We start from the raw sequence: 12,604 nt of genomic DNA, 5'->3' as shown, positions 1-12,604 counted from the left end.
TGCCTCATTACTGCTTCAGGGTCTCTCTTATGTCTTTACGCATCTGTATTCTGGAAACCGACAATCTGCGACCTGAACTGGTCGAGCAGTATCATGGGTATGGGCGGATGTTCGAATTACTCTTCGCTCGCCAGCCCATCGCCGCAGAGCTGACGGTTTACAACGTGGTGCAAGGGGACTATCCACCTGCAGACGAGCAGTTCGATGCTTACCTGGTGACCGGCAGCAAGGCCGACTCATTTGGTACCGACCCCTGGATTCAAACCTTGAAGGTCTATCTGCTGGAACTGTATCAGCGCGGCGAAAAACTGCTGGGTATCTGTTTCGGTCATCAGTTGCTGGCGTTGCTGCTGGGCGGCAGGACCGAGCGTGCGGTGCAAGGGTGGGGCGTCGGCATTCACCATTATCAACTGGCCCCCGCCAGGCCGTGGATGACGCCGGCGATGGACAAGCTCACGCTGCTGATCAGCCATCAGGATCAGGTGACTGCGCTGCCCGAAAACGCGACGGTGCTTGCGTCCAGCGAGTTCTGCCCGTTTGCGGCCTACCATATCAATGATCAGGTGCTGTGTTTCCAGGGGCATCCCGAGTTCATCCATGACTTTTCCCGCACCTTGCTTGACCTTCGTCAGGAAGCGCTGGGCGAGCAGATTTACAAGCAGGGTGTCGCCAGCCTGGATCACGACCATCATGGCGCGACAGTGGCGGAGTGGATGATGCGCTTCGTGGCGCATAAACCGGAAAAACAGTCCGTCTGACCCGGCGCATGGCGCATCGTCATGCGCTGGCCGGACTGTCTGGATGGGAATGCGGTGGCGGGGTTATAGCCAGCCGGAGCGCTTGAAGCTGGCGAACAGCGCCGTACACCCGCCCAGAATGACACCCAGCACGATGAAGTAGCCGTGTTCCCACTTGAGTTCAGGCATGTTCTCGAAATTCATGCCGTAGATGCCGGCAATGGCCGTCGGGAACGCCAGAATCGCCGCCCAGCCGGCAAACTTGCGCTGCACGATGCTTTGTCGCGAAGACTCCAGCAGCAGGCCGATTTCGATCGTCTGGCTGGCGATGTCACACAGGTTGCCGAGGTCTTCCATCTGCCGCTTGACGTGAATTTCGACATCGCGAAAGTAGGGGCGCATGTTCTTGTCGATGAACGGAAAACTGAGTCTCTGCAATTCTTCGCCCACTTCCACCATGGGTGCCACGTAGCGGCGCATGCGTAACAGGTCGCGGCGCAGGGCATGAATGTGCTGGATGTCGGACTCGCGCAACGAACCACCAATGACGCTCTGCTCCAGTTGCTCGAGCTCGGCGTGGATGGCTTCGGTCACCGGCTGATAGTTCTCGGTCACGAAGTCCAGAAGCGCGTAGAGCACGAAGTCTTCGCCGTGCTCCAGCAGCAGTGGTCTGGCCTCGCAGCGCTGACGCACCAGTCCGTAGGACTTGGAGTGGCCGTTGCGCGAGGTGATGATATAGCCCTTGCCGGCGAAGATATGGGTTTCGATGAACAGCAGCTTGCCGTTGTCGCGTACGGGGGCGTAAGTCACGATGAACAGCGCATCACCGAAGGTTTCCAGCTTCGGACGGCTATGCACCTCCAGCGCGTCTTCAAGGGCCAGCTCATGCAGATTGAACTGATCCTTGAGGCTGGTCAGCTCCGCGTTGGTGGGCTGCTCCAGTCCTATCCAGACGAAATGATCGGGCTTGGCCGCCCAGGCGGCGCCCTCATCAAGGGTGATATCACGGACTTTTTTGCCCTTGCTGTACACCGCTGCTGCAACAACTCGGCCCATGGCGCTATCGCTTCTTCAATTTGTCAGTGGCGCAAAAACATGCGCGGTCGCTGATCAGATTGATCAAATGCGTATGAGTTCGCCGATAAACGAAAGCCCGTTTGCACGGGCTTCGGTTGGGGATCACAGCATGTGCTGTCGATCCTGTTCGATCGCGGCCTCCAGCGTGTCGAGCAAAGCCTTTCTGACCTTGAGTTTGGTCTTCTTGTGCGCGCTCATATTGATCTTCTTCAACTGCCCGGCGACGGCCAGCGCGGTGCTTTGCAGCTCTTCGATGCTGACCACCCGGTCGAGGAAACCGGCGGCCATCGCTGCTTCAGGGTCGAACATCTCGGCGTTGATTACCGAGCGATTGAAAGCCGACTTGCGCAGGCGGTCGCGCGCCAGTTCGATACCGGCGTGGTGCATGGTCATGCCGATCTGCACTTCGTTCAGGCCGATACTGAACGGCCCGGCGACACCGATTCGATAATCGGCGGACAGCAGCAGAAAGGCGCCCTTGGCAACCGCGTGGCCGGGGCAGGCGACGATGATCGGGAAGGGGTGCGACAGCATGCGCCGTGCCAGCGTCGAGCCCTGTGCGACCAGCTCGATCGCGGCCTCGGCGCTGGAGGTCATGACCTTGAGGTCGTAGCCGCCCGACAGAATGCCCGGCTGGCCGGTGAGAATAACGATGGCCCGATCCTTTTCGGCCTGATCCAGTGCGGCGTTGAACGCAACGATCACGTCCGGGGAAATGGCATTGACCTTGCCGTTGTTCAGGGTCAGCGTGGCGACACCGTCGTCCAGATGGTACGAGACCAGATCACTCATGGCGTGATTCCTTTATTGAAGTGAGCAGACGTTACTCATCCATAAGGAACAGGTAAAGCGCTGACTGCCGGGTCACTGAACAGTGTGCCGATCAATGGCTGATTCAGCGCCGACTGCGCTCCGCGTCATGGCTGGATATCGTTGAATCCGCAATACTCTTCCCAGTCCATCCCCAGCGCTTCGGCGACCTGGCGATGGGCTTCAAGGCGCATGCTCTGCAACTGTTCGGGCGACTCGGCAATCAGTTCCAGCGCCAGCTCCCAGGTCTCGATACCCTGGCTCTCGGCTTCGTCTTCGAACGCCCACTGCACTTGCTGCTGTTGCTCCTTGGGGCTCAAGGCGCTGATTTCATCCTTCAGGGTCGGATGGGTCGCGAGATATTTCGCCAGCGCGGCCTCGTTCCACTCAAGTGTATTCATGCGGTTTTTCCTCAAACGTTTCGATAGCCAGGCTGTCTGTTGAAATAGTCTGGCAAGACGGCGTGATTGTGAGGGAGGAGGCCTTTGGTGTCAGCACTTGCAAGCCGCTGTCCACACGAATTTATTGACCACTTGAACAGGAGCCTGTCGTTATGATCAAAGTCAGCGTGCTGTATGCGTATGAAGAGGGTGCCCGTTTCGACCACGATTACTATCGTGATAAACACATGCCGCTGGTACAGGAACTGATGGGCAAGTACTGCAAGGGTTACAGCGTGGACCGGGGTATAGGCGGAGCAACGCCAGGCTCGGCCCCCGTGTATATAGGCATGTGCCACATTTACTGTGATTCCATTGAAGACTTTGAAGCCGGCATGGGCCCGCATTCAAAGCAGATCAATGCCGATATCATCAACTACACCGACCTGATCCCTGAAATTCAGATCAGCGAAGTGCGCGCCGATGTGAAAACCGCTCTGTAAGTTATCGAGCGGTATCCCGAGAGGCCGCCTGTTTTTTTGAGGACATTCCACCCGATGGATCGAAACACTGACTGTCGTAATGCGGGCTTTGGCACTGCGAAGGAATGTTCGGCGGAGGCGGGCGGTTTCTCTGGAAGGCCTTGTAGCGCTCGGTCTCGATCACCTGCACTCGAGTGCGACCGCCGACCTTCAGGTATTCGGTAGCCTTGAGGTTGGTCTTGTGAACGTAGTCCAGCGGCTCGTCTTCCCATCGCATGTATGACGGCCCCTGGCGTTGCAATGCGCTTTGCGCGTTTTCATCGCACGGGATCGATGCATAACTCACCTTGCCTTGCGGTGATGTGCATTTGAAGATCTCGCCGTACGCTGCGCCGCTGCCCAGCAAAGCGGTCATTGCCAGTGTAATTGAAAGCCTTTTCATGATTCTCTCCTTACATGGCGCAAGGCTACCATTTGCCCTTGACTGCCGCCAGATGCCTCTTTGCAATGTTCCGTTCGTCAGACACATCGCACGGCTGTGTTGAGGGGCTCTCTGAATATCAGGTCCTGAATTCAACAAACGGAGGCGCATATGACCGGCACCCAGCCAGGCAGCAGCAACGGAAACAAGAATGATCCGGGTTTTGACGAGAAGTCACCGAATACCGAAGACCCGCAGATCGACCCTACCGAGCCTGCGAAGACTCCTGCCACCGATAAAGGCAGCAAGGACGATTACCCGCCTTACACGCCGGACAAGTAACTGACAGATTGCCCTCGGTGAGTACCGGGGGCGATTCATATCCGAACCTCGCTTTACCCCGCGTACTACTTGTTGGCGTCAAGGTATTCCAGAAGATCCTCCATTCGCTCATCGTTACCCATCCACCACAGCTTCATGCGGGTGCCAGGTACAACGGCGCTCGGGTCCTTGATATAGGTGCGCAACGCTTCACGCGTCCAGACCAGCCCCGAATTCTTCATCGCGTCGGTGTAAACGTAGCCTTCCTGTTGCCCCGCCTGACGACCAATGATGCCGTTGAGGGGCGGGCCAAATGCGCTGCGTGCAGAGGGGCCGATCTTGTGGCAACCCGAGCAGAGGCGGGTGAACACAGCTTTCCCGGCCTCCGCATCGCCCGCGCCCTTGGCAAGCGCAGGCAGGGTCAGTGCCAATAGGAGTAACGTGGTTTTTTTCATCGATAATCCACAGCGCGTTCTGCCTTGCGCTCAAAAGTGGCAGATTTTAGCGCAATTATCGGCGGATCACTTGCTGGCCGGTATCTGGCTCGACAGTTCGTCGAAGTCGCGCTTGTAACTCGCCATCTCGGCTGCGCTGACAAAGCTCTGTTCAAGGACCACTTTCTTAGCTCCGGACTCGATAGTGTCCAGTTGATGAAGGAAGCGCTTCTTCTTTCTGGCCTCCATCCGTGTACCTGCCGCATCGATAGCCGTGCGTAGCTCTGTTGCCCGCTGGTTTACAAAATCCTGGCCGCGACGGTCAACCGTGAGCCCGTCATTTTCGACATAGCCTTCCAGCCCGGTTTTTTTCAAAACCAGCCACAACGCCTGATCAGGGGTGAACCTACCCTTGAATTTCTTGACCTTTCTGCTGCTGTCCGCGCCCAGGTCGACCGTCACCGGGCAGCCGGATCGATGGGCCAACTGCTGCAAGGCCTCGTCCAGACGTTGCGAAGGCATGTCGTACTCCACCGGCGTCATCTGACACGCAGCGAACGCAGGAGCCGTCGCCAGACACGCAACAGCGAGAAGCAGTTTTTTCAGGGTGTTTTTCATGATTGACGGGTTTCATCCGGGAGGTAGGGCTTGGAAATCGTTTTCTGCATGATGTTCCCTGTCTGCCCGACGCTTGCTTGAGCAGTCGTGTCCCTTATGTCTCTTGACCCATGCCAGACGTTGCATGCTCAAATCGCAGACAAAGAAAAGCCCGCGATGGGGGGTAGCGGGCTTAAGGTCTTGCTGGGAATTGAGTTAACAATAAACCCGCGAACGTGAAAAAAGCGTGAACTGCCGGATACAATTTACAAACAATTCAAATCAGGGCTCGCCGTCCCAGTAATCGAGGTTTTTCGTGGTCCGCTGGTTGGCGGTGAACACTCGGGTCCCTTGAACGGACACCATGGCCTGGTACTTGCCCGAGTCCGGGTACTCACACACTTCCGGTGTTTCCCGGGTGCTGATCGACAGGTATTTCAGCGGCGCCTGCGAGGTATTGATTATCTGGTGCGGGTAATCGGCACCCGCGGGGATAAACAAGACGTCCCCCGCCTTGATCGGCAGCATCTCACCCGCAACACGCAAACTGCCTTCGCCCTCGATGATCACGAACATCTCTTCCTGCACATGATGAAAGTGATAAGGGCAGGAGCGTTTGCCCGGCGCCACCACGTCAATCGACGCCCCCAGCTTTTGCGCTGCCGTGCCTGTGCCCAGGCGAGCTGCAGAGCTTTCATAGAGCGGTTCACGAACTTCATGTTCGAGGGGAGCTTCGTTGAAATTGCGAATCAGACGAGACGCCAGCTCACGTGCGCGTTCATTCATATCGGTCGAGGCTCGGGGAGTTCAGGAGAGGGTACTTTAGACCAGAGAGCGTGAGGTGTTGCAGGCAGTTACCTCGATCAGGCAAAAACAGCCCCAGGCAGCCGCCACAAAAAGCCCCCCGCGCCGCGTGCGTCCGTTGCGCGGGTCGGAAACCTATTCGCCTGAAACTCGTCTACACTTCACATCACGATTTGGCCCCTTCCAGAGGACGCACCATGTTTTCAAAACCCGATATTCAGCGAGTTCTTGAAACAGCTTTTCTGCCTTCAAAGTGCGAGTGCGTCGTAGCGCCAAATGAAACCTTCTCGGTGAAGCTTCTCCACCCCGAGTCAGGTGATATCCAGCTCTACGTAACGGGGCTGTCCTTGTCCGAGGTAGACAGCAGCCGATCCATCGCACGGCTGGTGCTCTCCCTGAGAGAACAGAGAGACCTGATGGGGCAGATGAATTTGTCCCTGAGGCGGATGGCGTAAGGACTGGGGTCGTAATTTGATTGCGGTTATTTGATTGCATTCACGAAGGCCTATCGTTTCCTGGCTAATAGCGGGCATTCGCCCATGCAGCGTCGTACAGCCGATTTTTGAAGCGTCAGAAACCGCAAAGCCCCTGAATTTCTTTCAGAATTCAGGGGCTTTGCGTTGTATCGATGTTGTATCGATATGGCGGTGAAGGAGGGGGTCTCAAGTAGTCGTCAATGGCGTGCTGGTCGAGCCGCTACCATTAAGCGAATCGTTCAGTTCTTGGGCGAAAATGTGATCACCGAGTTTGCTAAGGTCGTAAAGCTCCAGCCCTAGACACGACACAAAACTTTGTCATGGCTACATCATCACCTAAACCCAGATGTCCCATAGCACGCCGAATACCTTTCCGAACTGGACGAGATGTCTAGCAAAGCGCTCATCACGTTGAAAGCCAAGCTTCGGGGCGACTCGGCCATTAGGCTGCGTATAGATCCCAGAGACGAATGCACCATCGCTCTCAACGACGAAATGTGTTCGAATTTGCGAGTATCGAAAGGAAAGTACAAATGGCACTGCCTGTACGTAGGGCTTGCAACTGGCCACACGTTCTATGACGCCTCACGGCTCCGCAGGTGGAGGGATATTTGATGGTGACTTGATTGTCGTCGACCGCTCCTTGACTGCAGTGCATGGCAGCATTGTCATCGCCTCTGTGAACGGCGAACCGTTGTGTAAACGGTTGACCATACAAGGGCAGAGCGTCGTTTGATCTCGGAGAATCCTGGCTATGTGCCGCGCTACATTCTGGAAGGGGAGGAATTGGTAATTTTTTTGGGGCGGCAAGCATGGCGTGCGTACCTTCGACCTCACCTCCTGACCAGGTCTTCGCTCTGATTGATTGCAACAGCTTTTACGCCAGTTGCGAGCGCGTATTTCGCCCTGATCTGGCAAAGGTCCCGATCGTAGTGCTGAGGAACAACAATCTGAGCGATACCGATTGTTAGGAAATCTTGAGCCACAATCACGGTCTGTATGATGCTGTAATGAGTGCGCTCATCGATGTGAGCCCTTGCATTCAGGCAGGGCCGAGCAGTCCATCCATGGGAAATTTCCGTCCTGTTCAGGCGAACTATCATGTCTACCGTCTTACAATCTGCTCTGTCATCAGAACTAGATGAACAAATTACGTTTCATAAACGGCCTTCTTTCAATACCTACACGGGTACGTCAGGCGACGACGCACTTGCCGGTACGTATTGGGACGATCACCTGCTCGGCGGTGCCGGGGATGACACCCTGGATGGGCATAGTGGCAGCGACACATTGATAGGCGGCGCTGGGGTAGATACCCTCACCGGCGGAGAAGCCTACGGATACGGGGTGAAATTCGTGTTCACGTCGCTTACCGATAGTTACGCCAACGCCCAAGGCTCCCACTCGGACCTGATTACCAGCTTCAGCGAATACGACGTATTGGACCTGACCGCCCTGCACCTGGAGCGGATCGGTAACGGCCATAATGGCGACCTGGCCGTAAGCTATGACGCGGCCTCGGATATGACCTACCTGCGCTCGCTGGACAAAGACGCCAGCGGTAATTTCTTCGAGGTACGCCTGGCGGGTGATTATCAAGGCAAGCTAAGCACGTCCAACTTTGTACTGCGTAATGACGGCACGGCCGGCAACGACACGCTCCATAGCCTCAGCACCAAGCAATACGTGCTCAATGGCCTGGACGGCGACGATACGCTGTATGCCGGGAAAACCGGCAGTGTACTGGACGGTGGCGCCGGTGCTGATCACCTGATCGGCAATACCAACGCCGAAACCTTCCTCTATCACCAGATCAGCGACAGTTTCGTCAATGACGCCTCGGGTGTGGCCAGCGTTGACCTTATCAGCGATTTCAACCTGTTCCGTGGGGATGTATTGGACGTTTCCGCGCTAGGTTTCACTGGCCTGGGCGATGGCTATGACGGCACGCTGAATTACACCTATGACAAGACCCTTGGGCATATCGTGGTGCAGTCTTTTGAAGCCGATGCCCAGGGCAACCGCTTCGAAGTGTATATCGACCAGTCCAACCGCCACGGTAGCATTGCTTACCAAGATGCCGATGGTTTTATCTTCGCCGGTGACAACAGCCATGACGATGCAGACCAGACCCTGACCGGGAAGCCGGGTTGGGATTCGCTGCACACGCCAGACGCGGGCGGTGTTCTGATTGGTGGCGGCGCGGGCGATGCGCTGACAGGCGGTTCAGGAGTAGATACCTTCCGCTATCTGGACAGCAGCGACAGCGTCCATGGCGCTGCCGACCTGATCAAAAACTTCGATGTAGCCCACGACAAGATTGACGTGGCCGCCCTCGGCTACACGGGCCTCGGTGACGGCACCAACGGCACCTTGAAGCTGGTCTACGACAAGGAACTCCACCACACCTACCTCAAGGATTACGACTTGAACGCCGACGGTCAACGCTTTGAGATCGGTTTGGTCGGTACCTTCACTAAGACCTTCACAGCAGACAACCTGATCGTTGCAGGCACCGTTTCAACAGCCGAGCACGCTACCGTTGAATTGGTAGGCGTTGCGCCAGCAGATAACCATCTGGTGGGATAGTGCAATAATCCACACTGGCTGATCGTCGAGATGTTATTGAATCGCGGCGAGCTCAGCCAGTGTCTCTTGGACAGGCACTGATACGTGGCTTCTCGGCCAATTACAAAGAGCCCGGTAGCCTTCATGGACCACCGGGCTGTCTGGATCAGACCTGCATGATCTAACCGGAATATCTATTAATGAATAATTTAACTTGAATATCAGTAGGTTGTGAGCTGCTAGCAGTTAGTATCATTCATATATAACGACGGCTGTGTGATCGCCCGCAGCTATGATGCGAAAGATCACGTCAAGATGGGCGCGCTTTATTATCAGGTCAAGGATTTGTTGAAGCGCAAGGGCATCCTGGCGTTCAGCAGTAACTATGCCCTCTAGTAAGTCAGGTGGAATGCTTCTGAGCTACCCTGATTCTGTCGACGTTCTGGGGGATCGCCATGGCCTCTACAACTGCCTCTTATGAGCACGTGCTTCACCGCTACCCAAGCGTTCAGGAATGGCTGACACTGCTCGATAACCTGGGAAGAGCGCCGGCTACTTTGGATGCGTACGGCAGGGGATTGGCGCATTTACTTGCTCCACTGCGAAGCCTCCGGTCTGGAGGCTGAATCCGTCACATTTGAGCAAGTAACGCTCTACATCCGTCGGCTACTGCCCGGGCAAGAAAACGCGGTGGCGAATTCGACCTTGCACCAGCGCCTCACCGCGATCCGCCTGTGGTACGACTACCTGGTCTTTCAGGGGCGTTGCGCACAGAATCCGGTACCTCGCGGCCAGCACGGCCGCTTGTGTCAGGTCCCTGGACATTCAGGCTTTGTGAGAGGGCTGGTATCTCGCTTGATAAAGCTGCCCGACATCCCCACGGATGAGCAGTGGCGATACTTTCTGAGTATCGCGGCCAGGTCGTCTATTCGTGATCGGCTTATGCTCTCGTTGGCGTACTGCGGTGCGCTCCGTCGTGCCGAACTGGTGGCCCTGAGAATCGAAGACCTGGATCTCGCCCATCGACTCATTTCAGTGCGCGCAGAGACGACCAAAGGCCGACGCAGCCGCGTCGTGTGCTACAGCCCGGACATTGCGCCGATGCTTGGAACGCATCTTCATGCGCTTCGTCTGGCCGGTTGGTCAAAAGGAGCCCTGTTTCGATCCGAGTCTGATCGCAATCGTGGTTTGGCACTCACGCGGTGGACGTGGAGTAAAACGGTAGAAAGATGGGCCACAGACTCAAATCTGTCCTGCCTTAGCACACACACTTTTCGTCATCTGCGACTCACCCCATTTGGCCCGTGCGGGGTGGAAACTGCATGAATTGACAGCCTATGCAGGTCACCGGGATCCGAAGACCACTTTGAATTTACTTACAGTAGGTTGTCCTATTGATGTGGCCTGTACTTCATGCGCAGAGGCAGACCGTGTTCAGCACGGATGGAGTTCTCTGACGGTTTTTTTGTAAGTGAATAGCGGTACTTGTCTAATCCAACGGCCCTAAGTTCCTCTTTGCCAGATCCCGTACGTGGATTATAGCGATCTCCGCCATCCGCTAAGGAACTCCCACTTAACACGTGTCGAGCATGAACGAGCTCATGAGCCAAGGTCGTGATTTTGTCGTCGTTATCCATTCCAAGGTGTAACGGTGAGCCATTCTGATTTAAGCGTATGCTTGCTTTGTCTGGTGACCAGCCAATAATCGCATTGCTTCCTTCACCTTTGGTAAAGGTCCCCTTTCGTGATAGCTGTGATGCAATGTGTCGATTCTCGTTAAAGTTTTCTGGTTCGTGCTTTTCCAGTTGCCTCCCGCTCAGAACAGCTTCGGTATAACACTGGTTATTTATTTCAATCTCTTTTAGTGTGACTTTTCTATCTTTTTGACTGGCAAGAGTGGATATTTTTCGCAATAGCTTATCGCCAGAGGGGCCGGCGCTGATACGGTCAAGCGCTTCCTCTGCCTGTTCTTTGAATGTGTGAGCTGCTGTCGGTTCGCTACTGAGGGGGGCGATATAGATGCCTGGGTATCGAGACGGAGTGATCATGACTATCCTAAGAAGTTAATTGAGCTATATGATCGCTTGAAATTGCAACTATTGGCGCTACCCCAATTGTTGCTGACATGGTTTGGCAGGGAGTCCAATGGACCATCCAGGATTACCTGAAAATTACACTCCCGTGTGCATACATCTATGTCGTAGATATGTTGCGCTGCTTGAGTGGCCCTTGAGATGGGTTCGGTTCCATACAAAGGTAACGTAGTGTGCAATCAGTCGAAAAAGGCATCCTCTGCGTGATGCTAAGGTGGCATTGATGTTGGGGAAACGCTTTTTTCACGCCTCATCGGCCTCTAAAAACGGGTCCTATGCGACTTTACGACGTGTTTCGTTAATGTCAGGCGCACTTCCCCCCCTCAGGTCCTCAGATACTTGGGGGTGAGAGATAAAACGGACAAAATAGGGGGGGGGGGTGCGGCTGGGAGCGAAATGACACCCTAAGCCGCTTCGCGATGCCTGCGCGCAATTTCAGTGAAGGTGCTTTTGTTGATATCAGGATCTCAGGCGATTCACCTGTAGCTGCGGCATGCTTCAATTGCGTCCATGACTTTTGGGTCAAGCTTGTCGGATTTTGGACGTACTCCCGCTTGGCTCCCTAGTTTACGTCCTCGAGCACGAGCAGCCGCGAGACCCGATTTGATTCGCTCGCAGATCAGATAACGTTCGAACTCCGCAATGCCGGAGAGAAACGTCGCCAGCATCCGACCATGCGGGGACGAGAGGTAAGAATACGGCGCAAGGGCTGATGCTGCTTGTGCTGATCCGTGGATGGTGCGCGGGCAATTGCTGCCGACCATGAAGCTGCCTGGCGACAGCCAGAACCGCCACGTAGCAAAGAGAAGAGGGGAGCGCCCACAGAATTCGGGAACATCGTGCGCTAAGCCTACGGCACCTATGCGCACGATGTTCCATGGCTCCCCATACCCATCAACGCCAGCTACAAAGCCGCCCGGTACTCCATCAGCTGGATTACATATCTGACCAGCGTCTGGCGTTGAGCGATCTGAGCCGTGCCTCCGTATATTGCGAGTTCCGTTCAGGCGGCTCACGAAGATTTGTTCCTGTATTCCCTGAGTAACTTGTGCGAGGCGCCAATCCATGCTCGCGACGTATTGCGTTTTCTGACGGATATTCGTCTTCGTACTGCCCGATGCCAACCGTTCGGAGTTCTTCCTCCGCCGCTCCGCTATCTTCGTCGACATCCGGTCGGCCTCGACTCACTCGGTATTGAGTACCTTGTAACGTTCTGGATGCATGAATAAGTTCATGACCAAGAAAGACGTAAGCAAGGCTTGGGTCAGGTTGCCCATTGACAGACTGGTCATCGAACCGTCTACCAAACCTAGGGAAGGTCTGAAGTAGCCGGATGTTTTCCGGCTACCGAGTCCTCAGCACTTTTCAAAAAACGATGCATGTCGAAATTTGCTCAATTTTCTT

Annotated in this window: 16 protein-coding genes and 2 pseudogenes; 8 read left to right on the top strand and 10 right to left on the bottom strand. The window is 55.3% G+C overall.

Annotated features, from left to right (window positions below):
• The first annotated feature begins 29 nt into the window (after positions 1–29).
• Complete coding sequence (locus KBY02_RS22530; RefSeq protein ID WP_011267292.1) at positions 30–758, top strand: amidotransferase; 729 nt, start codon at positions 30–32, stop codon at positions 756–758.
• 63 nt (positions 759–821) lie between these two features.
• On the opposite strand, the gene KBY02_RS22525 is transcribed toward KBY02_RS22530, so the two are convergent.
• From KBY02_RS22525 to KBY02_RS22515, 3 genes are all read right to left on the bottom strand, one after another.
• Positions 822–1,793: a magnesium and cobalt transport protein CorA gene (locus tag KBY02_RS22525; RefSeq protein ID WP_003405754.1), complete on the bottom strand. Its 972-nt coding sequence runs from the start codon at positions 1,791–1,793 to the stop codon at positions 822–824.
• A gap of 123 nt (positions 1,794–1,916) precedes the next feature.
• On the bottom strand, positions 1,917–2,606 hold the full coding sequence (locus KBY02_RS22520) for a crotonase/enoyl-CoA hydratase family protein (RefSeq protein ID WP_010427065.1): 690 nt from the start codon (positions 2,604–2,606) through the stop codon (positions 1,917–1,919).
• A gap of 125 nt (positions 2,607–2,731) precedes the next feature.
• Complete coding sequence (locus KBY02_RS22515; RefSeq protein WP_003396701.1) at positions 2,732–3,025, bottom strand: DUF6388 family protein; 294 nt, start codon at positions 3,023–3,025, stop codon at positions 2,732–2,734.
• Positions 3,026–3,177: 152 nt separating this feature from the next.
• Here KBY02_RS22515 and KBY02_RS22510 point away from each other — a divergent pair, with 152 nt between their 5' ends.
• Entirely contained in the window at positions 3,178–3,507 is a 330-nt protein-coding gene (locus tag KBY02_RS22510) for an EthD family reductase (protein WP_024651624.1), read from the top strand.
• A 1-nt stretch (position 3,508) separates the two neighbouring features.
• On the opposite strand, the gene KBY02_RS22505 is transcribed toward KBY02_RS22510, so the two are convergent.
• Complete coding sequence (locus KBY02_RS22505; RefSeq protein WP_003405745.1) at positions 3,509–3,928, bottom strand: hypothetical protein; 420 nt, start codon at positions 3,926–3,928, stop codon at positions 3,509–3,511.
• Positions 3,929–4,078: 150 nt separating this feature from the next.
• On the opposite strand from KBY02_RS22505, the gene KBY02_RS22500 reads away from it, so the two are divergent.
• A complete protein-coding gene (locus KBY02_RS22500; protein WP_003405741.1) occupies positions 4,079–4,249 on the top strand; it encodes a DUF6021 family protein in 171 nt (56 codons plus the stop codon).
• 65 nt (positions 4,250–4,314) lie between these two features.
• Here KBY02_RS22500 and KBY02_RS22495 read toward each other — a convergent pair whose 3' ends face one another.
• The 3 genes from KBY02_RS22495 to KBY02_RS22485 form a co-directional block, all read right to left on the bottom strand.
• Entirely contained in the window at positions 4,315–4,683 is a 369-nt protein-coding gene (locus KBY02_RS22495; RefSeq protein WP_003405739.1) for a c-type cytochrome, read from the bottom strand.
• Between the two features lie 66 nt (positions 4,684–4,749).
• A complete protein-coding gene (locus KBY02_RS22490) occupies positions 4,750–5,280 on the bottom strand; it encodes a hypothetical protein (protein WP_096103742.1) in 531 nt (176 codons plus the stop codon).
• Between the two features lie 261 nt (positions 5,281–5,541).
• Positions 5,542–6,045 carry a cupin domain-containing protein gene (locus KBY02_RS22485; protein ID WP_225650770.1) on the bottom strand — a complete coding sequence of 168 codons (504 nt, stop codon included), beginning with the start codon at positions 6,043–6,045 and terminating at the stop codon, positions 5,542–5,544.
• A 215-nt stretch (positions 6,046–6,260) separates the two neighbouring features.
• Between KBY02_RS22485 and KBY02_RS22480 the strand changes: the two genes are divergently transcribed.
• The 5 genes and pseudogenes from KBY02_RS22480 to KBY02_RS26295 all read left to right on the top strand — a co-directional run.
• Complete coding sequence (locus KBY02_RS22480; protein ID WP_011267297.1) at positions 6,261–6,518, top strand: DUF1652 domain-containing protein; 258 nt, start codon at positions 6,261–6,263, stop codon at positions 6,516–6,518.
• A 598-nt stretch (positions 6,519–7,116) separates the two neighbouring features.
• On the top strand, positions 7,117–7,275 hold the full coding sequence (locus tag KBY02_RS22475) for a LexA family protein (RefSeq protein ID WP_225650781.1): 159 nt from the start codon (positions 7,117–7,119) through the stop codon (positions 7,273–7,275).
• Between the two features lie 76 nt (positions 7,276–7,351).
• Positions 7,352–7,489, top strand: a pseudogene (locus KBY02_RS26650) (hypothetical protein); the annotation flags it as partial.
• 151 nt (positions 7,490–7,640) lie between these two features.
• Positions 7,641–9,128: a M10 family metallopeptidase C-terminal domain-containing protein gene (locus KBY02_RS22470; RefSeq protein WP_096103741.1), complete on the top strand. Its 1,488-nt coding sequence runs from the start codon at positions 7,641–7,643 to the stop codon at positions 9,126–9,128.
• 434 nt (positions 9,129–9,562) lie between these two features.
• A pseudogene (locus KBY02_RS26295) lies at positions 9,563–10,476 on the top strand (tyrosine-type recombinase/integrase); the annotation flags it as partial.
• 22 nt (positions 10,477–10,498) lie between these two features.
• On the opposite strand, the gene xopG reads toward KBY02_RS26295, so the two are convergent.
• The 3 genes from xopG to KBY02_RS26645 all read right to left on the bottom strand — a co-directional run bounded on the left by xopG (position 10,499) and on the right by KBY02_RS26645 (position 12,535).
• A complete protein-coding gene (gene xopG, locus KBY02_RS22460; protein ID WP_225650768.1) occupies positions 10,499–11,155 on the bottom strand; it encodes a XopG/HopH/AvrPtoH family type III secretion system effector in 657 nt (218 codons plus the stop codon).
• Between the two features lie 521 nt (positions 11,156–11,676).
• Complete coding sequence (locus KBY02_RS26190) at positions 11,677–11,964, bottom strand: recombinase family protein (protein WP_129398593.1); 288 nt, start codon at positions 11,962–11,964, stop codon at positions 11,677–11,679.
• Positions 11,965–12,136: 172 nt separating this feature from the next.
• Positions 12,137–12,535: a M91 family zinc metallopeptidase gene (locus KBY02_RS26645; RefSeq protein ID WP_225650780.1), complete on the bottom strand. Its 399-nt coding sequence runs from the start codon at positions 12,533–12,535 to the stop codon at positions 12,137–12,139.
• Positions 12,536–12,604 lie beyond the last annotated feature (69 nt).

Source organism: Pseudomonas sp. P129, from assembly GCF_020312195.1.
GTDB classification, from domain to species: Bacteria; Pseudomonadota; Gammaproteobacteria; order Pseudomonadales; family Pseudomonadaceae; genus Aquipseudomonas; species Aquipseudomonas fragariae.
The sequence above is the reverse complement of the archived record's forward strand: the minus strand, read 5'-3'. Positions and strand labels throughout refer to the sequence as shown.

What these genes read in the sequence shown, in the direction of transcription:
- KBY02_RS22530 (WP_011267292.1), top strand. Translation starts at nt 30, where the DNA reads ATGTCTTTACGCATCTGTATTCTGGAAACCGACAATCTGCGACCTGAA.
- KBY02_RS22525 (WP_003405754.1), bottom strand. Translation starts at nt 1,793, where the DNA reads ATGGGCCGAGTTGTTGCAGCAGCGGTGTACAGCAAGGGCAAAAAAGTC.
- KBY02_RS22520 (WP_010427065.1), bottom strand. Translation starts at nt 2,606, where the DNA reads ATGAGTGATCTGGTCTCGTACCATCTGGACGACGGTGTCGCCACGCTG.
- KBY02_RS22515 (WP_003396701.1), bottom strand. Translation starts at nt 3,025, where the DNA reads ATGAATACACTTGAGTGGAACGAGGCCGCGCTGGCGAAATATCTCGCG.
- KBY02_RS22510 (WP_024651624.1), top strand. Translation starts at nt 3,178, where the DNA reads ATGATCAAAGTCAGCGTGCTGTATGCGTATGAAGAGGGTGCCCGTTTC.
- KBY02_RS22505 (WP_003405745.1), bottom strand. Translation starts at nt 3,928, where the DNA reads ATGAAAAGGCTTTCAATTACACTGGCAATGACCGCTTTGCTGGGCAGC.
- KBY02_RS22500 (WP_003405741.1), top strand. Translation starts at nt 4,079, where the DNA reads ATGACCGGCACCCAGCCAGGCAGCAGCAACGGAAACAAGAATGATCCG.
- KBY02_RS22495 (WP_003405739.1), bottom strand. Translation starts at nt 4,683, where the DNA reads ATGAAAAAAACCACGTTACTCCTATTGGCACTGACCCTGCCTGCGCTT.
- KBY02_RS22490 (WP_096103742.1), bottom strand. Translation starts at nt 5,280, where the DNA reads ATGAAAAACACCCTGAAAAAACTGCTTCTCGCTGTTGCGTGTCTGGCG.
- KBY02_RS22485 (WP_225650770.1), bottom strand. Translation starts at nt 6,045, where the DNA reads ATGAATGAACGCGCACGTGAGCTGGCGTCTCGTCTGATTCGCAATTTC.
- KBY02_RS22480 (WP_011267297.1), top strand. Translation starts at nt 6,261, where the DNA reads ATGTTTTCAAAACCCGATATTCAGCGAGTTCTTGAAACAGCTTTTCTG.
- KBY02_RS22475 (WP_225650781.1), top strand. Translation starts at nt 7,117, where the DNA reads ATGACGCCTCACGGCTCCGCAGGTGGAGGGATATTTGATGGTGACTTG.
- KBY02_RS22470 (WP_096103741.1), top strand. Translation starts at nt 7,641, where the DNA reads ATGTCTACCGTCTTACAATCTGCTCTGTCATCAGAACTAGATGAACAA.
- xopG (WP_225650768.1), bottom strand. Translation starts at nt 11,155, where the DNA reads ATGATCACTCCGTCTCGATACCCAGGCATCTATATCGCCCCCCTCAGT.
- KBY02_RS26190 (WP_129398593.1), bottom strand. Translation starts at nt 11,964, where the DNA reads ATGGTCGGCAGCAATTGCCCGCGCACCATCCACGGATCAGCACAAGCA.